General features: G+C 65.2%; 22 protein-coding genes and 1 pseudogene. 13 read left to right on the top strand and 10 right to left on the bottom strand.

What is annotated here, in order from left to right:
• Nucleotides 1–108 precede the first annotated feature (108 nt).
• From CH276_RS19125 to CH276_RS19100, 6 genes are all read left to right on the top strand, one after another.
• Complete coding sequence (locus CH276_RS19125; protein ID WP_094628472.1) at nucleotides 109–1407, top strand: dicarboxylate/amino acid:cation symporter; 1299 nt, start codon at nucleotides 109–111, stop codon at nucleotides 1405–1407.
• Nucleotides 1408–1441: 34 nt separating this feature from the next.
• Entirely contained in the window at nucleotides 1442–2308 is an 867-nt protein-coding gene (locus tag CH276_RS19120; protein WP_094628470.1) for an aminodeoxychorismate lyase, read from the top strand.
• A gap of 131 nt (nucleotides 2309–2439) precedes the next feature.
• A complete protein-coding gene (locus CH276_RS19115; RefSeq protein WP_094628484.1) occupies nucleotides 2440–3996 on the top strand; it encodes a cytochrome ubiquinol oxidase subunit I in 1557 nt (518 codons plus the stop codon).
• Nucleotides 3997–4005: 9 nt separating this feature from the next.
• Nucleotides 4006–5043, top strand: a complete 1038-nt coding sequence (cydB, locus tag CH276_RS19110; protein WP_094628468.1) for a cytochrome d ubiquinol oxidase subunit II — start codon at nucleotides 4006–4008, stop codon at nucleotides 5041–5043.
• The gene (gene cydD, locus CH276_RS19105) at nucleotides 5037–6728 is read left to right on the top strand and encodes a thiol reductant ABC exporter subunit CydD (protein WP_094628482.1); all 1692 of its coding nucleotides are present in this window, start codon (nucleotides 5037–5039) and stop codon (nucleotides 6726–6728) included. The genes cydB and cydD overlap by 7 nt, the downstream gene beginning before the upstream one ends.
• The gene (locus tag CH276_RS19100; RefSeq protein WP_141214749.1) at nucleotides 6721–8307 is read left to right on the top strand and encodes an ATP-binding cassette domain-containing protein; all 1587 of its coding nucleotides are present in this window, start codon (nucleotides 6721–6723) and stop codon (nucleotides 8305–8307) included. The genes cydD and CH276_RS19100 overlap by 8 nt, the downstream gene beginning before the upstream one ends.
• Before the next feature lie 195 nt (nucleotides 8308–8502).
• On the opposite strand, the gene CH276_RS19095 is transcribed toward CH276_RS19100, so the two are convergent.
• Nucleotides 8503–9144, bottom strand: coding sequence for an FABP family protein (locus CH276_RS19095; protein ID WP_045200287.1), 642 nt, complete (start codon nucleotides 9142–9144; stop codon nucleotides 8503–8505).
• Nucleotides 9145–9526: 382 nt separating this feature from the next.
• Here CH276_RS19095 and CH276_RS19090 point away from each other — a divergent pair, with 382 nt between their 5' ends.
• On the top strand, nucleotides 9527–11017 hold the full coding sequence (locus CH276_RS19090) for a cutinase family protein (RefSeq protein WP_094628466.1): 1491 nt from the start codon (nucleotides 9527–9529) through the stop codon (nucleotides 11015–11017).
• A gap of 78 nt (nucleotides 11018–11095) precedes the next feature.
• On the opposite strand, the gene CH276_RS19085 is transcribed toward CH276_RS19090, so the two are convergent.
• The 5 genes from CH276_RS19085 to CH276_RS19065 all read right to left on the bottom strand — a co-directional run bounded on the left by CH276_RS19085 (nucleotide 11096) and on the right by CH276_RS19065 (nucleotide 14212).
• The gene (locus tag CH276_RS19085; RefSeq protein WP_032395905.1) at nucleotides 11096–11401 is read right to left on the bottom strand and encodes a DUF1416 domain-containing protein; all 306 of its coding nucleotides are present in this window, start codon (nucleotides 11399–11401) and stop codon (nucleotides 11096–11098) included.
• A 1-nt stretch (nucleotide 11402) separates the two neighbouring features.
• Nucleotides 11403–12239: a sulfurtransferase gene (locus CH276_RS19080; protein ID WP_032395904.1), complete on the bottom strand. Its 837-nt coding sequence runs from the start codon at nucleotides 12237–12239 to the stop codon at nucleotides 11403–11405.
• A gap of 38 nt (nucleotides 12240–12277) precedes the next feature.
• The gene (locus tag CH276_RS19075) at nucleotides 12278–12763 is read right to left on the bottom strand and encodes a DUF4395 domain-containing protein (protein WP_032396296.1); all 486 of its coding nucleotides are present in this window, start codon (nucleotides 12761–12763) and stop codon (nucleotides 12278–12280) included.
• 253 nt (nucleotides 12764–13016) lie between these two features.
• Entirely contained in the window at nucleotides 13017–13436 is a 420-nt protein-coding gene (locus CH276_RS19070) for a thioredoxin family protein (protein ID WP_094632557.1), read from the bottom strand.
• On the bottom strand, nucleotides 13433–14212 hold the full coding sequence (locus CH276_RS19065) for an LmeA family phospholipid-binding protein (protein ID WP_045196641.1): 780 nt from the start codon (nucleotides 14210–14212) through the stop codon (nucleotides 13433–13435). Before CH276_RS19065 ends, CH276_RS19070 begins: the two co-directional genes overlap by 4 nt.
• Nucleotides 14213–14342: 130 nt before the next feature.
• Between CH276_RS19065 and CH276_RS19060 the strand changes: the two genes are divergently transcribed.
• The 6 genes from CH276_RS19060 (at nucleotide 14343) to pstB (ending at nucleotide 20164) form a co-directional block, all read left to right on the top strand.
• Nucleotides 14343–15104, top strand: coding sequence for a winged helix-turn-helix transcriptional regulator (locus tag CH276_RS19060; protein ID WP_032395901.1), 762 nt, complete (start codon nucleotides 14343–14345; stop codon nucleotides 15102–15104).
• On the top strand, nucleotides 15105–16010 hold the full coding sequence (gene mshD, locus CH276_RS19055) for a mycothiol synthase (RefSeq protein WP_094632559.1): 906 nt from the start codon (nucleotides 15105–15107) through the stop codon (nucleotides 16008–16010).
• 202 nt (nucleotides 16011–16212) lie between these two features.
• Nucleotides 16213–17313, top strand: coding sequence for a phosphate ABC transporter substrate-binding protein PstS (pstS, locus tag CH276_RS19050; RefSeq protein ID WP_032395899.1), 1101 nt, complete (start codon nucleotides 16213–16215; stop codon nucleotides 17311–17313).
• 87 nt (nucleotides 17314–17400) lie between these two features.
• Nucleotides 17401–18438, top strand: a complete 1038-nt coding sequence (pstC, locus tag CH276_RS19045) for a phosphate ABC transporter permease subunit PstC (RefSeq protein WP_045196637.1) — start codon at nucleotides 17401–17403, stop codon at nucleotides 18436–18438.
• Nucleotides 18439–18441: 3 nt separating this feature from the next.
• The gene (pstA, locus tag CH276_RS19040; RefSeq protein WP_032395897.1) at nucleotides 18442–19350 is read left to right on the top strand and encodes a phosphate ABC transporter permease PstA; all 909 of its coding nucleotides are present in this window, start codon (nucleotides 18442–18444) and stop codon (nucleotides 19348–19350) included.
• A 37-nt stretch (nucleotides 19351–19387) separates the two neighbouring features.
• Complete coding sequence (gene pstB / locus CH276_RS19035) at nucleotides 19388–20164, top strand: phosphate ABC transporter ATP-binding protein PstB (RefSeq protein WP_032395896.1); 777 nt, start codon at nucleotides 19388–19390, stop codon at nucleotides 20162–20164.
• A gap of 134 nt (nucleotides 20165–20298) precedes the next feature.
• Here pstB and phoU read toward each other — a convergent pair whose 3' ends face one another.
• From phoU to CH276_RS29045, 4 genes and pseudogenes are all read right to left on the bottom strand, one after another.
• Complete coding sequence (gene phoU, locus CH276_RS19030) at nucleotides 20299–20973, bottom strand: phosphate signaling complex protein PhoU (RefSeq protein WP_032395895.1); 675 nt, start codon at nucleotides 20971–20973, stop codon at nucleotides 20299–20301.
• 66 nt (nucleotides 20974–21039) lie between these two features.
• On the bottom strand, nucleotides 21040–22962 hold the full coding sequence (locus CH276_RS19025; RefSeq protein WP_094632561.1) for an LCP family protein: 1923 nt from the start codon (nucleotides 22960–22962) through the stop codon (nucleotides 21040–21042).
• 120 nt (nucleotides 22963–23082) lie between these two features.
• Nucleotides 23083–24222, bottom strand: a complete 1140-nt coding sequence (dusB, locus tag CH276_RS19020) for a tRNA dihydrouridine synthase DusB (protein ID WP_032395893.1) — start codon at nucleotides 24220–24222, stop codon at nucleotides 23083–23085.
• Nucleotides 24223–24344: 122 nt separating this feature from the next.
• A pseudogene (locus CH276_RS29045) lies at nucleotides 24345–24492 on the bottom strand (acyl-ACP desaturase); the annotation flags it as partial.

Below are 24492 nucleotides of genomic sequence, written 5' to 3'. Positions count from 1 at the left end.
CTCCATAGTAGGAGCCCGTCGGCGAGGCAACTCGATGACCGGTCCCTTTACACCCCCGAAACGGCGACGACACGGCACCGCGACGACGCCTACCTACCGTGTCGATCCATGAAGAAACTGGCGCATCCAGCCGCGCAGATCGGCCTCGCCGCGATCGGCGGCATCGTGTTCGGGTTGGTGGTCGGCGAATGGGCCGCGAACCTGAAGTTCATCGGCGATCTGTTCATCCGACTGATCCAGATGTCGATCGTCCCGCTGGTGATGGCCTCGGTCATCGTCGCCACCGGATCGATGGCAGGAGCGGGAACCGGCAGGATCGCCTTCCGCACCTTCAAGTGGATGATCGGGTTCTCGGTGGTTGCGGCCGTGCTGGCCTGGGTGCTGAGCAGCATCGTCCGCCCGGGCGCGGGCATGGTGTTCACCCAGCAGCTCGATCCGTCGCTCGAGGAATCGGCGGGAGAGGCGCTCGGCTGGCAGGACACCTTGCTCAACTTCGTCAGCACCAACGTGTTCGACGCCATGTCGACGGCGACGATGGTGCCGATCATCGTCTTCTCGCTGCTCTTCGGTATCGCGCTGCGCAGTCACATCACCAAGACCGGCAACACCCAGGTGCTCTCGTTCATGGACCAGATTCAGCAGATCGTCCTGACGATGATCCGGCTCGTCATGGTCATCGCCCCGGTCGGCGTGTTCTGTCTGCTCGCCGCGCTCGCCGGAGACGTCGGGTTCTCCGTGGTCTCCACTGCACTGAGCTACCTCGGCACCACGCTCCTCGGGGTGCTGATTCTGTTCGCGCTCTTCGTCGTGGTCGTGACGATGCGCACCCGATTGAACCCGTGGAAGCTGCCCAGCAAGCTCACCGAGCAGACGGCCGTCGCAGTGACGACCACGAGCTCGGCCGTCACCTTCCCCACGGTGCTGCGCAACACCGTCGAGAAGGTCGGCGTCAGCCAGAAGGTCGCCAACTTCACGCTGTCGATCGGGCTCACCATGGGCTCGTACGGTGCCGTTCTCAACTACATGATCGTGGTGATGTTCCTCGCGCAGGCAGGCAACATCGAGTTGAGTCTCGGGCAGATCGTGCTCGGCATGGGTCTGGCGGTTCTGCTCAACATGGGCACCATCACCGTGCCCGGCGGATTCCCCGTCGTCGCGATGTTCCTCGCGACCTCGCTCGACCTACCGTTCGAGGCCGTCGGCCTGTTGATCGCCGTCGACTGGTTCGCCGGAATCTTCCGTACGTTCCTCAACGTCAACGGAGACACGTTCGTCGCCATGCTCGTCGCCAACGCCGACGACGAGATCGACCGCGACGTCTACAACGGCACCAAGGTCGTCGTCGCCGAGGATCTCGACCTCGACGAGTACGCCGACGCGATGGCGGCGGCCGACCGAGCGGATTGATCGAACGCGTCCGCTCCCCTCTAGGGTGACGGGCATGTCGGAGTCGGTAGTGGTGACGTTGGACGGCCGGGTGCACGACGCGAATCGGCCGTTGCTGTTCGCCGACGATCTGGCCGCGGTGCGCGGCGACGGGGTGTTCGAGACGCTGCTCGTGCGCGACGGCGCGGCGTGTGCGGTCGAGTTGCATCTGGCTCGGCTGGTGGCGTCCGCGAAGGCACTGGACCTGCCCATTCCCGATCTCGACCAGTGGCGCGCCGTCGTCGAACAGTCCGTCGGCCTGTGGGCGCGAGAGTCCGAGGACGAGGCAGTCCTGCGTCTGGTTCTCAGCCGCGGACGCGAGGGCGGCGGTGACCCCACCGCGTACGTGACGGTGGGAGCGCTGCCCGAGCGAGTGAGGGCCGCGCGCACCGACGGGGTGTCGGTGATCACGCTCGACCGCGGCTACTCGGTGGACTTCTCGTCCCGAGCGCCGTGGCAGCTCGCGGGGGCCAAGACGTTGTCGTATGCCACCAACATGGCCGCGCTCCGGCACGCGTCCGCTCAGGGCGTCGACGACGTCATCTATCTCAGCAGCGAGGGGCGGGTGCTCGAAGGTCCGCGCTCGACGGTGGTGCTCGCGCGCGGTAAGACTCTCGTCACACCGTCGGTCGAACAGGGCATCCTGGCCGGAACCACGGTCGCCGGGTTGTTCTCCGTAGCCGAGTCCGCCGGATGGACGTGCGAACGCGGACACCTGTATCCGGCGGATCTCATTGCCGCAGATGGTGTTTGGCTGGTCTCGAGCGTCACTCTCGCCGCGCGGGTCACGACGATGAACGGCGTCCCGCTCGGCACTCGGCGGCACACCGACGACGTTCGATCGATGGTCGATGCCGCCGTGGAGACGGCCGAAACTCGGTAGGAGTCCAACGACTCTGCCGAAGGACTCTTCCCTACTACTACTCGTAGTAGTACTGTCGAATTCGTCGCGGGCCAACGCCCTGACCTGCGGTGTTACCCGTCACAGTACGGGTGGAAGAGTTCGGAGCCCTGATGGACGCCTTGGATGTCTCACGTTGGCAGTTCGGTATCACCACCGTCTACCACTTCATACTCGTTCCCCTCACGATCGGCCTCGCTCCGATGGTGGCTGCCATGCAGACCATGTGGGTGATCACCGGCAAGGACTCCTGGTACCGACTGACCAAGTTCTTCGGCAAGCTCTTCCTCATCAACTTCGCCCTCGGTGTCGCCACCGGCATCGTCCAGGAATTCCAATTCGGCATGAACTGGAGCGAATACTCCCGCTTCGTCGGTGACGTGTTCGGCGCTCCGCTCGCACTCGAAGGCCTCGTCGCCTTCTTCCTCGAATCCACGTTCCTCGGACTGTGGATATTCGGATGGAGCAGACTCCCCAAACTCGTTCACCTGGCCACGATCTGGCTCGTCGCCATCGGCGTGAACGCCTCGGCGTACTTCATCATCGCCGCCAATTCCTGGATGCAGCATCCCGTCGGCGCGATCTACAACGAAGAGACCGGCCGCGCCGAACTGACCGACATCTGGGCACTGCTCACCAACAACACTGCACTGGCAGCATTTCCACACGCCGTGGCCGGAGCGTTCCTCACCGCCGCGACCTTCGTCGCAGGCATCTCCGGCTGGTGGATGGTCCGCGAGGCTCGTAAAGCGAAGACCGAGAACGAGTTCGACACGCTCCCGGCCCCGGCCACCGGGGTCGCTGCGCAGGCTCCGCTCCCTGCCGATGGGGTCACTGCGCAGGCTCCGCTCCCGGCCACCGACTCGCGTTCGATGTTCAGGTCGGCAGCGCGCATGTCCTTCATCGTCATGATCGTCGCGGGCGGCGCCCTCGCCATCACCGGAGACATCCAGGGCAAGCTCATGTTCGAGCAACAACCGATGAAGATGGCATCCGCAGAATCGTTGTGCGACACCGAGACCGGAGCCAGTTTCTCGCTCCTGACCGTGGGCACCCACAACAACTGCGAGTCCGTGGTCCACCTTATCTCGATCCCCGGCCTCACCTCGTTCCTGGCGGAGAACGACTTCGGTGCCACCGTGCAGGGAGTCAACCAACTGCAGGAGCAGTACGAGCAGCAGTTCGGCCCGGGCAACTACAAGCCCAACCTGTTCGTCACCTACTGGGCATTCAGGATGATGATCGGACTGGCCGCAGGCTCGGCACTGCTTGCGATCGCGGGACTGTGGGTCACTCGGGGTGGCCGGATTCCCGACCAGAAGTGGTTCTCGCGGTTGTCACTGCTGGCCATTCCGACGCCGTTCCTGGCGAACAGCGCCGGTTGGATCTTCACCGAAATGGGCCGCCAGCCATGGGTCGTCGCACCCAACCTGTCCGGCGTCGATCAGATTCGGCTCACCGTCGACCAAGGTGTCTCGGACCACCCCGTCGGCCTCGTTCTCGCCTCACTGGTGACGTTCACACTGCTCTATGCCGCTCTCGGTGGTGTGTGGTTCTACCTGCTCCGACGCTACGTGGTCGAAGGGCCTCTCGAACACGACGCGCATCCGCACGTCGACCCACCGGAATCGGAAGACGAAGAGCCCAAACAGCTCTCGTTCGCCTACTAGGGGATAGCAATGTCACTGCCCGAATTCTGGTTCTTCGTCATCGGCTTCTTCTTCGTCGGCTACTTCGTGCTCGAAGGGTTCGACTTCGGCGTCGGAATGCTCATGCCCATTCTCGGGCGGCACCCCGATTCCGCCACGGGGGAGAAGCGTCGACGCACCGTACTGAACACGATCGGCCCGGTCTGGGACGGCAACGAAGTCTGGCTCATCACCGCAGGCGGCGCGCTGTTCGCAGCGTTCCCCGAGTGGTACGCAACATTGTTCTCCGGCTTCTACCTCCCGCTGCTGCTGATCCTGGTGGCACTGATCCTGCGCATCTGCGCCATCGAATGGCGTGGCAAGATCGACGATCCGGTGTGGCGCAGGCGCTGCGACATCGGCATCGGTATCGGCTCGTGGGTACCGGCGGTGCTGTGGGGCGTTGCCTTCGCCAACATCGTGCGCGGCGTAGCCATCGACGAGAACAAGAAGGTCACCGCCGGCTTCTTCGATCTGCTCAACCCCTATGCACTGCTCGGCGGAGCCACGATGGCACTGGTGTTCGCGCTGCACGGCGCGGTGTTCATCGCACTCAAGACCTCGGGAGACGTGCACGAGGACTCGGTGAAAATCGCAGCGCGATTGGCAATTCCGGCAGTTCTCGTCGGCGGATCATTCGCTGTGTGGACCCAACTCGCCCACGGCAAGACATGGACCTGGGTACTCGTCGGCGTGGCAGCGGTGGCCCTGCTCCTCGTCGTCGCGCTGACGGCGAGAGTGCGCGAAGGCTGGGCCTTCGTGTTCACCAGCATTGCCATCGTTGCGGTTGTGGTGCTGCTGTTCGCCTCCCTGTTCCCGAACGTCATGCCGTCGAGCACGGATGCCGCCTTCGATCTCACCATCGCGAACGCGTCGTCCAGCCCGTACACACTGAAAGTGATGACCTGGGCCGCAGCGTTCGCCGCACCCATCGTCATCGGATACCAGGGGTGGACGTACTGGGTCTTCCGCCAACGCATTTCGAGTGCCCACATCCCGGACTCGATCGGACTGACGGTGAAATCGTGACCGCCTCCGCTCGCACGCGGGGACCGGTCGATCCCCGACTGTGGAAGTACTCTCGATCCGCGCGGGGCTACCTGATCGTCACGGTTGCACTGTCGACCGTCGTCACGCTCTGCATCATCGTGAGCGCGTTGACAATCGGAACTGTGCTGGCAGGGGTCATCACCGAACCGACGGCCAGATCGCTGTCCGCCTGGACGACGGAACTGGCGGTGCTGGCGGGCGCAGTGGCCGTCCGTGTGCTCGCAACCGGAGCTCAGTCCCGCTACGCGCACCGGTCGGCGTCACGTGTGGTGGCCGAGCTGGAAGTGGAGGTGCTCACTGCAGCAACGCGATTCGAGCCTCGCGAGCTCGACCGCGAGCGGGAAGAATTGGTCGTCGTCGTGACCCGAGCAATCGGGGGTCTGCGGGCGTACCTGACCGGATACCTGCCGGCGCTGGTGTCCGCGGCCATCGTCACTCCGCTGGTTCTGATCGTCATCGTCACCCAGGACGTGACGTCGGCGGTGGTCATCGCGGTGACCTTGCCGCTCATTCCGATCTTCATGATTCTGATCGGGTTGCTGACCAAGGGCCGAGCCGCGGCGACGCTCTCCACGATGACCAGGCTGTCTGCACAGTTGCTCGATCTTCTGGCCGGCCTGCCGACCTTGCGCGCGCTGCGTCGCGAACACGGACCGGCCGCTCGCATCCGCGCACTGGGCGACGCGCACCGACGAACCACCATGCGCGCGTTGAAGATCGCCTTCCTGTCGTCGATGGTGCTCGAGTTGCTCGCGACCCTGTGTGTCGCGCTCGTGGCCGTCGCCATCGGATTGCGCTTGGTCTTCGGCGAGATGACTCTCGAAGCGGGCATCATCGCGTTGATCCTGGCGCCCGAGGTGTACTTCCCGCTGCGCGCCGTGGGGACCCAGTTCCACGCAGCAGAGGACGGCGTCGAGGCCGCGGAGCGCGCCTTCCGAGTCCTGGACAGGCGTACGACGCAGCCGACCGGCCGCCGGACCGTCGACGCTGCGACCGCGGACATCGAACTCGCCGGACTCACCGTCGCGAGCCGGGACGGCGACGCTCCGGCCCAGTTGAGTGCGCTGTGCCGCCCGGGCACCATCACGGTACTGACCGGGCCCAACGGCTCGGGTAAATCGACTGCACTGCACGCGGTTCTGGGACTCACGACGCCCACGAGCGGCGCGGTTCTGGTCGGCGGTGTGCCCGTGGTCGATCTCGATCTCGACCGATGGTGGGCACAGGTCGCCTGGCTTCCGCAGCGGCCGATACTGCTGCCCGGCACGCTCCACGAGAACGTCACCCTCCACGGCATGCCCGACGCCGCCGCACTGGACGCGGCCTGCCGCGCTTCGGGATTCGATGCCGTACTGCGAGAGCACCCGAACGGCTGGAACACTCGCGTCGGTCAGGGTGGAGTCGGTCTTTCGCTCGGCGAGCTGCAACGTCTGGCCCTGACCCGAACGTTCGTCTCCGCTGCTCCGGTGATGGTGCTGGACGAGCCCACGGCGCACCTGGATGCGGCGAGCGAACGGACTGTGCTGCAGGCCCTTCGAGATGCGGCCGATCGCGGGGTCACCGTGGTGATGGTCGGTCACCGGCGCTCGGTACTGCACGCCGCAGACCGCGTCGTCGAGGTGCGAAGCAGCTCAGAGGTGGCACGGGAGTTCGATCATGTCTGATCTACGACGCGCGCTGGCCCTGTTCGAGCTCTCCCCACGGCGGGTGGCACTGGCCGTGGCCGCAGGCGTGGCAACTCTCGGCAGCGCACTGGCTCTCGCCGCACTGTCGGCATGGTTGATCACCCGAGCGTGGCAGATGCCTCCGGTGCTGGATCTGACCGTCGCAGTGGTGGCCGTTCGTGCATTGGGCATCTCCCGCGGGGTGTTTCGCTATCTCGAACGATTGACCACACACGACGCGGCCCTGCGCGGTACGACGGCAGCGCGCACGAGGATCTACGAACGACTGGCGAACGGGCAGGGCGCGCTCACTCTGCGGCGCGGTGACGTCCTGGCTCGCACCGGGGCGGACGTCGACGTGCTCGGCGACGTCGTCGTACGCGCGATCGTTCCCATCTGCGTCAGCGTCGTGATGATGCTCGCAGCCGTAGGACTGGTCGCCGCTATCGCGCCTGCCGCCGCGTCGATCCTGGCGGTGTCCTTGCTGATCGCGGGGGTGGGCGCACCGATCCTGGCGGCGCGGTCGGCACGGGTCGCCGAAGAGGCCGGAGCCGACGCCGACGCGCGGTTCACCGAGACGGCCGTTCGGGCACTCGACCACGCCGCAGAGCTGCGGGTCGCCGGACGACTCGACGCGACGCTCACCGAAGCCAATGGGGCAGCTCAGGACTCGGTTCTCGCACGCGACCGGGCGGCACGACCGTCGGCGCTGGCCGATGCCGCCGGTCCGCTGTCGATCGGTGCATCGGTGATCGGGTCCTTGCTCGTCGGCATCGGGCTGTACGGACCGACCGGAGGCACCGCAGGTGGCATGACACCGATGGCCCTGGCCATCGTCGTGCTGGTTCCGCTGGCCGCCTTCGAAGCGACGGCGGCACTGCCCGGAGCGGCAATCGCCCTGATGCGTGGACGAATCGCGGCAACTCGAATCCTGGCCATGCTCGATGCGGCTCCGCCGCAGTGGCGTGGTCATGTGCCCTCGGAGGCACTTGACCGCACCACTGCGCGAAGCGCACTGATCGGACCCAGCGGATCGGGCAAGAGCACGATGCTGCGGGAGTTCGCCGAGGAATGCGGTTCGGAGGCAGCGCTGTTCGCCGAGGACGCGCACCTGTTCGACACCTCGATTCTGGAGAACCTGCGAGTGGTGCGCGGCGATGTGGACGAACAGGAAGCAATAAGGGCACTGCAGAAAGTCGGCCTCGGTCCATGGCTCGACGCTCTGCCTCTCGGAGTCCACACCACCCTGGTGGGCGGCGCACAGGCCGTCTCCGGGGGAGAGCGCCGCAGACTGCTGCTCGCGCGAGCCGTGCTCAGCACGGCACCGATCGTGCTGCTCGACGAACCGACCGAGCACCTGGACCGAATCTCCGGCGAATCGATACTGCGCCAGCTGCTCACCACGGACGGAGGATTGTTCGGAGCCGACCGAACAGTGGTGGTCGTCACCCATCAACTGCCGGAGCGCACCGACGCCGACCAGGTGATCGACCTCGGCTCGGACAGTGCGAAAAAACTCTTTGCCGACTCGGAAACTCGGGCGTACGTTGTGAAGTACACGAGAGAGGAGGTGGTCTGAAGTTGATGAACTCTAGGACGCGTGAGGTGGCTGTCAGCTAGCCGCAATCGCTGACGGATTCACTGCGAAGACCGCGCGAGCGGCAAGCGAATCCCAGACAGCTACCCGGCCCCCGAGCCCCCGACCTGTCCGGTCGGGACCTGACATCAGGTATGGCTCGGGGGCCGTTCGCGTGCAGTGGGTAGTGCTGAAGAGTCAGCCGATGTAACGAGTCAGGCGCGCGGACAACCGCGGTGCCAATGGGCCGTCGGCGACGACTCGTTCTTCGACGTACGCGAGATCCCCGCCTTCGACAATGCCGTAGAGCCGCTTGGCCCCGCCGACCAACGCACCCGATGTGCTACGGATGACGACATCGGTGGCCAGTTCCCAGGACGACTTGGTGAGTGCATGGCCGTAATACAGTTCGACGACGCCGGTGCTGTGTGTCAGCAACAGCTCGACGACCTCTTCGTCCTCGGAACCCTTGAGCCCGTTGCCACCGCTCATGCGCCAGAACCCGGTTTCGCGGAGATCGGGGTGTGCGAAGTTACCGTCGGAATCGAGTCGCCACGAACGTGATTCCCAGCTCAGGTAGCTACCGCCGTCGTGGGTGACGACGATCTGCTGACCGAAGGGGTAGTCGGTACCGGACTCGGGGTCGTGGCCTTCGCCTTCACCGCGCCACACGCCGACGAGCGGCAACAGAGCGAGCATCGACGGGTGCAGATCGGGGCCGAGGCGGAGGTTGGCCGTGTCGTCGGGATGCGGGATGTCCGGCAGGACCGGAACGTTCCGCGTCGACGCGTCGGCGAACTTCTGCTCGGCAGCCGCTATTGCTTCGTCGCCACTGGTGATGGGGGTATCGAGCCCCTCGTCAGCACTGCCGGGTCGACCCGCAACCGGTTCTGTCACGATTCGTCGTTGACCAGTCGGTAGACGACATACAGCGAGAACGCGATGATGGCTACTGCCGCAAGCGCCAGCAATACCTCGAAGAAGATGACCACGAGAGCGAGTTTAACCCGCTGCGATCGTCGTCGAGAACAGCGGCCCGAATCCGGGCTGTGTCCTTGGTGACATCTACCCAACTTCGGGGCCGTCAGTGCGCTGGATCACTCGTATTGATGGAGAAAGCCCGGCGAGCAGGTACCTTCTTCGGGGGGCGTCGGGTGCTCGAGGGCGAGGGCTCGACGTTTTTCACTGTGTTCTGTCGAAGGCTGGGGAGGTCTCCGTAACAATGCTGCGTCGTAAACGGACATCGTCGTTCGGATCCGTGTCGTTCAAATCCGCGGTGTGTGCACTGGCGTTGGCTCTTGCCGCACCGGCAGCCGCGCTCGCCGCCCCGGATTCGGGATCGGCGGATGCCGGCTCGTCCGACTTCGGGTCGTCGCAGGGCCCGAACATCGACCCCAACAATTACGCGCAGGACTGCCCGGATGTGTTGATGCTCGCCGTGTCCGGTGCCACCGACTCGGATTCGGGGCGCAATCCTCTGAACGAGGAATCGTCGACCGTGGCGTCGAACTGGGTCGGCAACGTCACGGTTCCCACCGGTGAGGTCAATGCAGGCAGCCCAGGCACGGTCGGCTGGCTGTACGTTCCCTACGCATCGACGTACGGCGTCGGTGTGCTCGACGACGTTTCGACCTATCAGAACACCATCGCCGAAGGCATCGCGTCGACGAATCGTCTGATGGACGAGTACAAGACCAAGTGCGGTGACAGGACGAAGTTCGTTCTGGTCGGGTACAGCGTCGGCGGCGAGATACTCGACCGGATGGCCGTCGAGATCGGCCACCGCAATCCCGACGCGCTGGTCACCGCCGACGACATCGCCGGAGTGATGATGGTCGGATCGCCGTACCGGCCGGCCGGGGTGCCGAATTTCGACGACGAGCCCGGCGAGTCGCTCGGTGGATTCATGGACCAGTCGCCACGGGACTACGGAACGTTGACCGACAAGGTCACCTGGTCGTGCCGACCTTGGGATCTCTCGTGCGATGCGCCCGACAAGATCGAACTGCTGCAGCTGGCCCTGGGGGTTCTGGGCCAGATGCGCTTCACCCTGCTCAACCCCGTTCAGACGGTGGCCGATTTCGCCCGGACGGTGGCCACGATCGCCACTCGTGCGATCGTCGACATCGCGACGAACAAGTCGTGGCTCGAATCGGACGAAACGCTGCTACAGGTCCTGGTGAAGGTGTCCGACCAGCAGTATCAGGTCGACGACGCCAAGGCGGTGGCGGCTCTGTCCCCCGACCAGCTGCTCGCCGACCTCAACTGGGCACTCGGGCCGGGTGCGGACACCGTCGAGGCCAAGCTGAGCGCCGAGGGCGAAGGAATGGTCGAGAACAACAAGGGTATCGCCGACGTCGTACTCGGGCCGTACCTGCTGCTCGGATTCCTGCAGCACCTGTCGTACTGGTACAACGACCCCAACGACGGTTACGAGTGGGAGAGCGAGAAGATCGTCGCGTGGGTGACGGACCTCGCCCGCACGGAGCGCGAGAAGAAACAAGCACCTGCTCCCGACGCCGCCGCACCGCAGGACCCGCCCGCCGAGGCCCCGGCCGAACCTCGATTGCTGCCGGAGCCGGGGACGGTCACCCAGATCAGCGACCTCGGCGCGTTCCTCGAGTCCCAGGGAATTCCGGTACCGGAAGGGATGTTCCCGCCGCAGTACTCGACGGTTCCCGATCCGGCGGCCCCGGCACCCGTTCCCAACTAGAGGCCTCCGGAAGAGCGAAAAACCCCCGCACCTGCGAGCAGGTGCGGGGGTTTTCTCGTGAGATACGAACGGGCGGAATCAGACTCCGACGGTGACGTTCGCCGAGTGCACGCCTGCGCCGTCGGGAGCGATGACGGTGTCGCCGTTGCCCGATGCCGACAGTGCACGCAGCGTCCACTGTCCGGGGGCGGCGAAGAACCGGAAGTCTCCGGTGCCCGACGCGACGACCTCTGCGGTGAATTCGCCGCTGCCGTCGAGCAGACGCACGAATGCGCCGGCTACGGGCTCACCGTCGCCTGCGAGGACGCGGCCGGTGATGACCGTCTCCTTCTCGACGTCGACGCCTGCGGGGATGGTCTGGCCTTGCACGGGTGCTCCACACATATCAGCGAACCTCCAGCTCGATGGGTGCTCCGACGAGAGAGCCGTATTCGACCCAGCTGCCGTCGTAGTTCTTGACGTCTTCCTTGCCCAGAAGCTCCTTGAGGACGAACCAGGTGTGGCTCGAACGCTCGCCGATGCGGCAGTAGGCGATGGTGGCCTTGCTGTCGTCGTAGCCCTTGGTCTTGTACAGCTCCTCGAGCGCTTCGTCGGACTTGAACGTGCCGTCCTCGTTGGCGGTCGTGCTCCACGGGATGTTGATCGCGGACGGCACGTGGCCACGCTGCTGCGCCTGTTCCTGCGGAAGGTGAGCCGGGGCGAGGATCTTGCCCGAGAACTCGTCGGGCGAACGCACGTCGATCAGGTTCTTGTTGCCGATGGCGTCGATGACCTCGTCGCGGAACGCGCGGATCGACAGGTCGGGTGCCTCGGCCCGGTACTGCGTGGTCTCACGGCTGACGACGTCCTTGGACAGCGCGCGGCCGTCGAGCTCCCACTTCTTGCGGCCACCGTCGATGAGCTTGACGTCCTTGTGGCCGTACAGCTTGAAGTACCAGTAGGCGTAGGCCGCGAACCAGTTGTTGTTTCCGCCGTACAGGACGACGGTGTCGTCGTTGCTGATGCCCTTGGCCGACAGCAGGTCCGAGAACTGTTCCTGGTTCAGGAAGTCGCGGCGAACCGGGTCCTGCAGGTCCTTGCGCCAGTCGAGCTTGACCGCACCTTCGATGTGTCCGCCGTCGTAGGCGCTTGCGTCTTCGTCGACCTCGACGAAGACGGTCTTCGGTGCGTTCAGGTTCTGCTCGGCCCAGTCGGCAGAGACCAGGACGTCGGAGCGAGCCATGGTGTTCCTTTCGGTGTTTCTCTATGGATCGGTGTAGGTCAAGCAGTGGTGCGCGAGGTGGTGCGCAGTCGCGCAGCGAGGGGGTAGATCATGCAGCCGAGGCATACCGCAAATGCGGCGTTGAGGAAGGCCGCGAACAACGCGAAGCCCGTGGCCACGGTGCCGACGACGGGAGCGCCGAGCGCGAAGCCGAGAACTCCGACGGCGGCGAACACGAAGCCCACCAGTTGGGCGAACTTCAACGGTGCCACCGGCTCGCGTTCGCTGGTGGGGGACAGCCTCGGTGCGACGAATGTCGCGTAGATCGTGCCGTACGGACTGTGCTTGGGTCCGCGGACGGCTCCGATTCCGAACACGATCGCCTGTAGCCCGAGCAGGATCGCCGCCGCGGGGACCGAGAACGTGGTGAGGACGAGAACGAGGACCAGGACGGCGGTGGTGATCCATGCGGCGAAGCGCGGTCCGCGAACATCGACCTGGTCGACGGTGGTGTCGGTGGTGGTTCTGGTGTCGGGTGTCGACATCGAGATGTACTCCTGTGCGAGGCCGGGGCACGCCGCATGGGCAGTGCTCGGACGTGGATTTCGATCATCGGGCCGGACATCACGCATGGGCGTGGCGGCAGAAGGAAATCAGCAGCAGCGACAGCAACAACCGCCCAGTCGGCACAGATCAACTGTGCGTCGACTGGTGAGCATCAGCTCGCGGCGGGAGAACACGAAGAGCATCCTACCCGTTACCAGCGTCGGGTCCTACCGTCGGTCTCGGGAGGGCCGGTCAAAGGTCGTCGAGCGCGGACCGTAGCGCCGCAGCGGACGGCACCCCCGCGATTCTGGAGCGCCGTTGCAATGCGCTGTCGAGGACGAACGTCGTGGGCAGTGACAGCACGCCCAGCTCGCGGGCGAGGATCGGATGGGCGTCGATGTCGAGTTCGAGTTCCCGGGCGTCGTTTCGCCCTTCCAACACCTGCCCGACGACGCGTCGCACAGCTGCGCACGGCCCGCACCAGTCCGCCGAGAAGTGCAGCACCGTCGCGGAGTCGGTCGCGGCACCCGCGTCGAGCATAAGTGGGTACAGAGCGTCGGTCTCGGATTCGGTGGTACGCACTGCCCGCACTGCACCCGATCGGCTGCGGAGAAATAATCCGGTGGCGACGGCCAGTATCGCCACGACGACCAGAACTGTGATCCCTGTCACGGCTTCTCGATCTCGTTGAGGTCGATGGTCACGTTCTCGCCCGACCCTTCGATGACGATCTGCGAGCCCTCCGCGTAGACGTCGGTCGGGAGGAGCCCGAAGGGCAGGCTCTGACGCTCGATGGTCTTGGTGAACAGTCCCAGCACCGTGGGCTCGGCGAAATCGGGGATCGAGAAATCTGCCTGACCCTCCGGGCCGAAATAGAAGTCCGACGCCACGATGGCGACGCTGTCACCTTCGAGCAACAGATCGGCCTTGACGCTCACCGTCGTCTCGAGGGGGCCGACCGGAACCGTTCCGGTCAGCACGACGCCACCGGTCGTGGTCTTGCCCGACCCACCGGAACCGCCGGTACCGTCCGACTTGTCGGCCGGCGGGGCGGAAACCTGCAGGTCGACGATGCCGAGGAACCGGCCGAGGTCCGTCGCCTCGATACGGACGCGGCCGTCGAGCTCGTCCACCGGGATCGCTCGAACGTTGTTGTCGATCAGGTCGGACAGCGCGATGTGCACGCCGCGGAGATTGGCCTCGATCGTCGTCGAGCCGACGTAGTCGGTCGGCACGTCCTGCGCTCGGATCTCGATGTTCTGATAGCGGCCGTCCGCCGCCTGGGTGAGGAACGGGAATCCGTGCACGATCACCTGAGGGTCCGAGGTGAGCTCACCGCCCGCTCGGATCGCGCGGGAGACCCGGTACTCCGAGTAGGCCGCTGCGCCGAAATCGACCACGAGCGCGAGGGCCAGCAGGCTGGCGAGTCCGATGAGAAGTGTGCGCACGGGTCCATTGTGACCGACGGATCGCGTACTGCCCTCTTCGGCCGGTTGTACGGACAAGCTAGTCTGTGTCCTTGACGATCACTCCAATCCAGCCTGGGCTGGACCGGCCAGCAGTAAGAATGGAGACGCAGTGGAGCTCCTACTACTGACCTCCGATCCCCATCCGGAGGGCGTTCTGCCGTCCCTCGCTCTCCTGGCGCATCACGTACGCCCGGTGCCCACCGAGGTGTCCTCGCTTCTCGAAGCCGGTTCGGCAGATATCGCATTGGTCGACGCGCGCACCGATCTCGCTGCTGCTCGTGGTCTGTGTCGCCTGCTGGGGAGTACCGGATCGGCCATCCCCGTCGTGGCAGTTCTCACCGAGGGCGGACTCGTCGCGGTGAACTCCGACTGGGGCCTCGACGACATCCTGCTCCCCGGCACCGGCCCCGCGGAGCTCGACGCTCGGCTGCGGTTGCTGGTCGGCCGTAGCGGGGGAGTTGCCAGCCCGGAGACCTCGGGCAAGATCACGCTCGGCGAACTGGTCATCGACGAAGGCACGTACACCGCGCGTCTACGAGGCCGTCCGCTCGATCTGACCTACAAGGAATTCGAGCTGCTGAAGTATCTGGCTCAGCATGCGGGTCGGGTCTTCACTCGCGCCCAGCTCCTGCAGGAAGTGTGGGGCTACGACTTCTTCGGTGGTACACGCACCGTCGACGTCCATGTTCGACGCCTCCGCGCCAAGCTCGGTACCGAGTACGAGTCGCTCATCGGAACCGTGCGGAACGTGGGATACAAGGCTGTTCGTCCGGCGCGCAATGCCAAGGGTGGACCAGTGGCATCGGATGCTGCCGGCGGGGATTCCGACGATGCGGATTTCGAGTTCGAGCAAGAGAGTACTCTCTCGTAGATGAGTTCGGATCCTGCCTTCGACGTCCATTCGATCGACGGCGGAGCACCGTCTTCCCGAGTTTCCTACGAGATTCATCGAATCCTTTCGCGCGCAACGGAAGCCGACGGCACTGCGCCGTTGTCGGAGCAGGCCGTGAAGGCCATCGACGACGGTGACGAGGTCGTTCGGTTCGTCGCGACCGAGGGCGATCGTGTGGTGGGCTACGTCGGAATCGCCGACGGGATGGCCGAGGCCGTCGTCGACCCTTCCTTCCGCGGTCACGGTGTCGGGCGCGAATTGGTTTCTCAGGCACTCGATGTCGGCTCCGATACCCGTATCTGGGCGCACGGCAATCTGCCCGCCGCACGGTCCGTCGCTGCGGCGCTCGGGCTGCAGGTCGTTCGCGAGTTGCTCCAGATGCGTCGCTCGTCCGGGCATCCCGATCTTCCGGATGTTGTTGTGCCAGAGGGTATTTCGCTCCGAACCTACCGGGGGCATCAGGACGACGCCGAGCTGCTGCGCGTGAACAATGCGGCCTTCTCGTGGCATCCCGAACAGGGTGGCTGGACCGATCGTGACATCGACGCACGACGAGAAGAATCGTGGTTCGATCCGGCGGGCCTGTTCCTGGCGTTCGAGGAGGGCAGTGACCGCCTCCTCGGTTTCCACTGGACGAAGGTCCACCGGGCCGAGGGTGTGGAACCGGCCATCGGCGAGGTGTACGTGGTCGGAATCGACCCGCAGTCGCAGGGTCGTGGTCTGGGGCGGGTGCTGACGCTGGCCGGCCTGCACTATCTACGCAGCAGAGAACTGGGCCAGATCATGCTCTACGTCGAGGCCGACAACACCGCTGCCGTGCACACGTACACCAAGCTGGGCTTCGAGAACTACCACGTGGATGCCGCTTACGCGCGCAGTGCGTGAACGGACACACCGACTGCGGTGTTCATCTCCCGTTCACCTATGCGGGGGTAAACGTCTACCACCTGCCCTTACCTTTCTCGATGGGCGACAACCTACGTCGCCTGGTGCGAGGTTTCTTTCGGAGCCGGCACCCACACAGTCACAGCGCGGCCGCTCAGGTCCGAGCCGTGGACACGGCCTACAGATTCCCCGGAGGAAACAGGTGAACCTCAAGCGCAACGGTGCTCTCATGAGTGCAGTGGCCATCAGTGCCATGTTGCTGACCGCATGCGGTAGCGACGCCAACGTCGCCACCACGGACGGCGCATCCGACTCCTCGGCTACCTGCGAGGGCAAATCCCCGCTGACCGGCGAAGGCTCGTCCGCGCAGCAGAACGCCATGTCCAACTTCACCTCGATCTACTCCGGCGTGTGTGCCGGCAAGGCAGTCGAGTACACCACCAGCGGCTCGGGTAACGGCCGCACACAGTTCGTCGCCGGACTGGTCGACTTCGCCGGCTCCGACTCCGCGATCAAGGACGAGCAGGCAGTCGAGGCGGCCACCCGCTGCGACAGCAACCCGGCGTGGAACCTTCCGCTGGTCTTCGGACCGGTCGCCGTGGCCTACAACCTCGACGGCGTCGACAACATCGCGCTGAACCCGGACGTCATCGCGCGCATGTTCACCGGCCAGATCACCACCTGGAACGATCCCGCCATCGCCGCACTCAACGAGGGCGTCGACCTGCCGGCCACCGCGGTCACCCCCGTCTACCGCTCCGATTCCTCGGGCACCAGCGACAACTTCCAGCGCTTCCTCGCCGCTTCGGCTCCCGAGGCGTGGACCCTGAACCACAGCTCCGACTGGGCCGGCGGCGTCGGCGAAGGTGCCAACGGATCCTCGGGCGTGGCCCAGGCAGTCGCGGCCACCCCCGGCTCGGTCACCTACGTCGAGAAGGGCTTCGCCGACCAGGAGAGCCTCGGCACGGCTGCCGTCGACTTCGGCAACGGACCGGTCGAGCTCACCACCGAGTCGGCTGCCGCAGCCATCGACGCGGCAACGTTCTCCGGCGAGGGCAACGACCTCGTCATCGACATCGACGCGCTGTACGCCAGCAACGAGGCCGAGACCTACCCGCTGGTTCTCGCAACCTACGAGATCGTCTGCTCGGCGGGCTACGACCCCGAGACCTCGGCAGCAGTCAAGTCGTTCCTGCTCAGCGCAGCCAACGAGGGTCAGCAGGGCCTCGAGGAAGCCGGCTACGTGCCGCTCCCCGAGTCCTTCAAGGAGCGTCTGACCACCGCTATCGAAGCAATCGCCTGATTCAATGAGACGTAACCCTGCTTCGGCTCGTGGCAACGCGAGCCGAAGCAGGACCGTCCTCGACCTCCACACGAGACAGTGAGCGGTATGAGCGACACCCACTCGATGACCGGCGTCCCCTCTGCGGCTACCGTGCCCACCGCGGGTGCCGCGCACAAACCGGAAGAACCACAATTGTCAGACAAGAACAAGACGGGGACCGTCACACGTCCCGGTGACAGGATCTTCTCCGGCCTCGCCACGGGCTCGGGCATCTTCATCATCGCCCTGATCGCCGCCGTGGGCATCTTCTTGCTCTGGCGTGCCATCCCTTCACTGTCGAACAACACGGTCAACTTCCTGACCTACAACGGCGCGTGGGACACCTCCAACACCTCGGCCATGGTGTTCGGCGTTCTCGATCTCTTCCTGGTCACCGTCACGGTGTCTCTCTTCGCGCTGATCCTCGCGATGCCTGTCGCACTCGGCATCGCCATCTACCTGACGAACTACGCACCCAAGCGAGTCGCGGGACCGCTCGGTTACGTCATCGATCTCCTGGCCGCAGTTCCGTCGATCGTCTTCGGCCTCTGGGGCCTGTACGTCCTCGCGCCCGCCATCAGCCCGTTCGCAGAGTGGCTGAACGCCAACCTGGGTTGGTTCCCGCTCTTCGGCACCGGCTCGGTCTCCATCGCAGGCGGTGGCACCATCTTCACCGGTGGCATCGTGCTCGCGGTCATGATCCTGCCGATCATCGCAGCGGTGACTCGCGAGGTCTTCATGCAGACGCCGAAGGGGCAGATCGAAGCAGCTCTCGCCCTCGGAGCCACCCGCTGGGAGGTCGTGCGCACCACGGTCATTCCGTTCGGAAAGTCCGGCTACGTCAGCGGCTCCATGCTCGGTCTCGGTCGTGCACTCGGTGAGACCATCGCGCTCTACATCATCATCCGCAGCACTCAGGCAACGTTCGGCGGAACATTGTTCGACGGCGGTTCCACGTTTGCCACGAAGATCGCGCTGGCCGCGGGCGAGTTCAACAACCCGCTCCAAGCCGGTGCCTACATCGCCGCGGGTCTGGTGCTCTTCATCCTCACCTTCGTCGTCAACGCCGGTGCCCGCGCCGCCATCGCCGGAAAGAAGGACTGACCCGTGACCGCAACCATGGACAAGCCCGTCAAGGAACCGACGTTCCAGGGCGTCAGCGCACGGCGTAAAGCGTCCAACCTCACGGCGACGATCCTCGTCAGCCTCTCGGTTCTCGTCGCACTCGTACCGCTCATCTGGGTGCTCTACACGGTGATCTCACGCGGTCTGTCCGCCGTGGTCTCGCCCACCTGGTGGCAGAACTCGCAGGCCGGCGTCACCCAGTTCATCGCAGGCGGCGGCGCTTACCACGCCATCGTCGGAACACTCCTGCAAGGACTGTTCTGCGCCATCATCTCCATCCCGATCGGCATCTTCGTCGCCATCTACCTCGTCGAGTACGGGGCCGGTACACGACTGGCTCGAGTGACGACCTTCATGGTCGACATTCTGACCGGTGTTCCGTCGATCGTCGCGGCCCTGTTCATCTACGCACTGTGGATCGCCACCTTCGGATTCCAGCGCTCCGGTGTCGCCGTCGCATTCGCCCTTGTGCTCCTGATGATCCCCGTGATCGTGCGCTCGGCCGAGGAAATGCTGCGCATCGTCCCGCAGGACCTGCGCGAGGCGTCCTACGCCCTTGGCGTCCCGAAGTGGAAGACCATCGCCAAGATCGTCATTCCCACGGCCCTGTCCGGCATCGTCACCGGCATCATGCTCGCCCTGGCCCGCGTGATGGGCGAGACGGCACCGGTGCTGATCCTGGTGGGATCGGCCACCGCCATCAACTTCAACATCTTCTCCGGGCCGCAGACGTCTCTGCCGCTCATGATGGTCGACCTGCAGAAAGCAGGAACCGGCGTGCTCACCGCTGAGCGCATGTGGGGAGCAGCCCTGACGCTGATCCTGATCGTCGCAATACTCAACATCGGCGCGAAGTTGGTCTCGAAGTTCTTCTCGCCCAAGAACTTCTGACCCACCCGACTCCAGCGAACTCTAAGGAACGAAGAACATGGCAAAGCGTCTCGATCTCAAGGACGTCAACATCTACTACGGCAAGTTCCACGCCGTCTCCGACGTCACTCTGGCCGTACCGCCGCGCAGCGTCACCGCGTTCATCGGGCCGTCGGGCTGCGGTAAGTCGACCGTCCTGCGTTCGCTGAACCGTATGCACGAAGTCACCCCGGGTGCGCGCGTCGAGGGTTCGGTGCTGCTCGACGGCGAGGACATCTACGGCAGCGGCGTCGACCCCGTGGGTGTGCGTCGCACCATCGGCATGGTCTTCCAGCGCCCCAACCCGTTCCCGACGATGTCGATCCGGGACAACGTCGTTGCGGGCCTGAAGTTGCAGGGCGGCCGCGGCAAGAAGGAACTCGACGAGATCGCCGAGCGCTCGCTCAAGGGAGCGAACCTCTGGAACGAGGTCAAGGATCGCCTCGACAAGCCCGGTGGCGGCCTCTCCGGCGGTCAGCAGCAGCGTCTGTGCATCGCTCGCGCGATCGCCGTCTCTCCCGACGTCCTGCTGATGGACGAGCCGTGCTCGGCTCTTGACCCCATCTCCACCCTCGCCATCGAGGACCTGATCCAGGAACTCAAGCAGGACTTCACGATCGTGATCGTCACGCACAACATGCAGCAGGCCGCCCGTGTGAGCGACCAGACCGGCTTCTTCAACCTCGAGGCGACCGGCAAGCCCGGCAAGCTCATCGAGATCGACGACACCGAGAAGATCTTCTCCAACCCGACGCAGAAGGCCACCGAGGACTACATCTCCGGCCGCTTCGGATAACCACACACGAACGAAGAAGCCCCCGCTGAGCACAGGCTCGGCGGGGGCTTCTTCGACATCTGCGCTCGTTGTCCCGATGCGAGAACCGAGTAGCGTTGCAGCGCAGCACTACTCGGTTCTCGACGAGGGCAGGCCTACGAGGTGGGGATGTTGTTGTGGCTCAGGTCGATGGGCAGCTCACCCGTCACCAGGAAGATCACTCGACGGCCGACCTCGACGGCGTGGTCGGCGAACCGCTCGTAGAAGCGGCCGAGCAGGGTCACGTCCACCGCAGCAGCGACCCCGTGGCTCCACTCGCGGTCCATCAACACCGTGAAGAGGTGACGGTGCAGATCGTCCATCGCCTCGTCCTCCTCCTGCAGCTTGGCAGCGCGCTCGGGATCGCGGGTCTCGAGGACCTCACGAGCCGACGCGCCGATCTGGACGGCGAGGCGACCCATCTCGGCGAAGTACCCGTTGACGACCTCGGGGAGGGCGTGGTTCGGGTGCCTGCGGCGGGTGATCTTGGCAACGTGCAGTGCGAGCGCGCCCATACGGTCGATGTCGGCAACGATCTGAATGCCGGCCACCACCGAACGGAGATCGCCTGCGACCGGAGCCTGCAGGGCGAGAAGGGTGAAGGCCTTCTCCTCGCACACCGCGCTGAGTTCGGTGATCCTGTCGTGTTCGGAAATGACCTGCTCGGCGAGCACCAGGTCTGCTTGAAGGAGGGACTGAGTGGCCTTTTCCATGGCCGCACCAGCCAGGCTCGCCATCTCTCCGAGGAGATCGGCAAGCTCGTTCATCTGTTCGTTGTAGGCGACGCGCATGAGCGAAGTTTAGTAGCTCACACCGACCAGTTCCCTGTCCCGAGGGTTAACGGAGCATGAATGAAGTCAGGCGCACGTGTCGTCGGCTGCGTTGGTGTACGAGAGATCCTCCGGAAGGGGCGCACTCTGGGTGGTTCCTTCCACCTGAGTGGGATCGATTTCGGTACCGAACGCCGTCGGGTACTGGGTGTATCCGGGATAGTTCGAGCCGAGCACGACCTCGACGACATTGTTCAGGCTCGGTGCCAACTCGATGGCAGCGCCGGGAATCGCCGACGCGACCGTCGCAGCGGCAGCTTCCTGATCCTGGGAGTAGCGCACCACGGTCTGCGCTGCGGTGCCCGAGAAGTTGCCGACCGTCAGGATCTGGAATCCGTAGACCGCGAGTTCGTCGGACGCTGTCTGCGCCATCCCGGCGATGTCGGATGCGTTGGACACCTGAATCGACACGGTCGACGGGTCCACGGCCAACAGTGGCGCGTCGGGTACGGCGGCAGGTGCGGGTGATTCGGGTGTCACCGGCTCCGCTCGTTCCTCGCCGGGCAACGGAGCGTCGTCGATGATGGCCTGGAAGATCGCACCGATCGCGTCGTCGTTCGGGATCTCGTTGCCGTAGTCGTTGGTGCCGGTGGTGGGGATGGTCAGGAAGGTGACCGCGCCGGCGTCCACGTTCTGCAGCGAGCGTCCCAGTGTCACCAGGTCCTGAGTCTTGACGTTCTCCACGAACGTGTCCGAGGTGAACGCGTTGACGAACCCGTTGAGCTTGCCGGGATCGAGCAGCACGTTGTTCGAGAGCGCGGACCGCAGCAGCGACGACAGGAAACGCTGCTGTCGCTTGATGCGGCCGTAGTCGCCGTTGCCCTCGGACTCGACGTTGCGGGCCCGAACGTAGTTCAGCGCGGTGCGGCCGTCGATACGTTGTGTTCCGACGTTGGGAAGGACATTTCCGAGTTCGTAGTCGAACAGGGGTTGCGCGGTGCAGACCTCGACGCCGCCGACCTCGTCGACCATGGACTCGAACCCGGCGAAGTCCATCCCGACGAAGTGTCCGATGCGTAGGCCCGAGATCTTCTGGATGGTCTTGACCAGACACTTCGGGCCGCCGAGGGCGTAGGTGGCGTTGAGCTTGTCGCCGTAGGCCTCGGGGAACATCTCCCCGGTGTAGGTATTGGTGATGTTGTCGAACTGCTCGCACTCCGGCCGCGTCACGTCGAGGTCGCGGGGGAAGGACACCGCGACGACGCGACTGCGGTCGGCAGGGATGTTGACCAACATGACGGTGTCCGAGCGCGATCCCTCGGCGTCGGCGACGGTTCCGGCTCCCACCTCGCCGCTGGCCCCGGCGCGGGTGTCGGTGCCCACGATCAGGTACGTCTCGTCACCGTACTGGCCTGCGGCGTCGACGACGTCGGTCGAATCGGGATCGAGAGCGGCGACCTGGAGAAATCCTTGATCGGTGTTGCGTAGGTATCCCCACACCACTCCGGTCAAGGCCACCGCCAGGATCGCGACGAGGGAGACCAGGCTCCGGCCGATCATCCGTACCCGACGGCGGCGACGTACCCGACTCATCGCCAACCGCGTCAGAGTCGGTCGATCCGCTGCGGGCGCGCCCACCGGTTCCGGTGCGGCATGCGGCGGCGGAGTCGGCGGCACTGCCCGGGCAGGCGAGGGAGTGGAATCGGTGATGGGGGCGATGACCTCGGTCGGCTCTTCGACTTCGGGACGTTCGTCAGGCACCCGCCGCATCGATCCCGAGCGCGACATCTTGTCCACCAACTCGGCGACCGAGACGGTGTCGGCGTTACGCGGTGATCGTTTGCCGAGCCTGCCGCTGTCTCCGGGCTGCGGTGGTTGCTCTGCGTCCGGTGTTGCAGGACGTTCGGAGCGAGGTGGGCGCTGTCCGGAACGTCCGATTGAAGACAGCGGGCGCTCCCATGGGGCGCGACCCTCGGGCACAGACGGGCCCGACTCTCGATCGTCTCCCACGAATTCGAACCTGGCCTTCCATCACACGCACGCGCCGTCAACTCGGCAATCCCAGCCATAGTACTGACTCGAGCGGCATGGTCCACTCGTGCGAGGTGGGGGCTGCTGGTCAGCCGTGAATCAGCCGCCGGAATGCATCAGATCGGCACCGGCGGGAACGCAGACGTCCTCCGGGTCGTCGAGCCAACCGTCGGGCAACGCAACCGCGCCCGGCGAGCCCTGCCGACCACGGGGGCCTTCGGCGTCCTTGGGAAACGGAACGGTCGGATCGAGTTGCGCCAGAAGGTCGTCCAGTTCGCCGAGAGTGGACACCAACGCCATCGAGACCCGAAGATCCGACCCCGCCGGGAACCCGCGGAGATACCAGGACACATGCTTGCGCAGCTCGCGCAGACCCTTGCTCTCACCGTGATGCTGAGCGAGCAGCTCGGCATGCCGGGCGATGATGGTGGCCACCTCGCCGAGGGTCGGTGGAGTGGGTTCGGGCCTGCCGTTCAGGCGGGCGCTGAGTTCTGCGAACAGCCAGGGCCGACCCAGGCAACCACGCCCGACGACGACGCCGTCGCACCCGGTCTCCGCCATCATGCGAACCGCATCGGACGCCGAGAAGATGTCGCCGTTGCCCAGTACCGGGATGCCGGAGACGTGTTCCTTCAGTCGCGCGATCTCGTTCCAGTCGGCAGTGCCGGAGTAACGCTGAGAGGCGGTTCTGGCGTGCAGTGCCACTGCCGCCGCGCCCTCGCCTGCGGCGATTCGACCTGCATCGAGATGAGTGTGGTGGTTCTCGTCGATGCCGACGCGGAACTTGACGGTGACGGGAATGTCGGTGCCCTCGGTCGCCTTGACGGCCGCGGCGACGATACGACCGAACAGGTTCCGCTTGTAGGGCAGCGCAGCACCGCCGCCCTTTCGGGTGACCTTCGGAACCGGGCAGCCGAAGTTCATGTCGATGTGGTCGGCCAGATCGTCGTCGACGATCATCTTCGCCGCGTCGTACGTGGTGTCCGGATCGACGGTGTAGAGCTGCAGCGACCGCGGGGTTTCGGTGGGGCCGAAGGTCGTCATGTGCATCGTCGCCGGCTGGCGTTCGACGAGCGCGCGTGCGGTGACCATCTCGCACACGTACAGACCCGAGGTACTGCCCGCCCGCTGCAACTCCTGCTCCCTGCACAGCGTGCGGAACGCCACATTGGTGACGCCGGCCATCGGTGCGAGGACGACGGGGCTGGCCAACTCCAGCGAGCCGATCTGCAGTGTCATGAGAGAAGCCTTTGGAACGGAGGGAACGTGATCATGGTGACGGCGGTGGGCCGAGAGCGACGGCCCGAAAACAGTGGTGCCCGGCACCGAAGTCGGTACCGGGCACACCAGCCGATCTGAGCTTACGACGCGCGTGCTTCGGCCTTCGCGCGTTCGCGGGCGAGGGAGCGGTCGCGCATCTCCTCGAACTTGGTGGCCTGACGCTCGAGGTCTTCGAGGAACGCGGCGAGTTCCTCGCGCTTGTTCTCGCCGCGGCCGGTGAAGTCGTTG

The organism is Rhodococcus sp. 06-470-2 (assembly GCF_002258235.1).
GTDB lineage: Bacteria > Actinomycetota > Actinomycetes > Mycobacteriales > Mycobacteriaceae > Rhodococcoides.
Note: the sequence above shows the minus strand (reverse complement) of the source record. Positions and strands in the feature narration are given on the sequence as shown.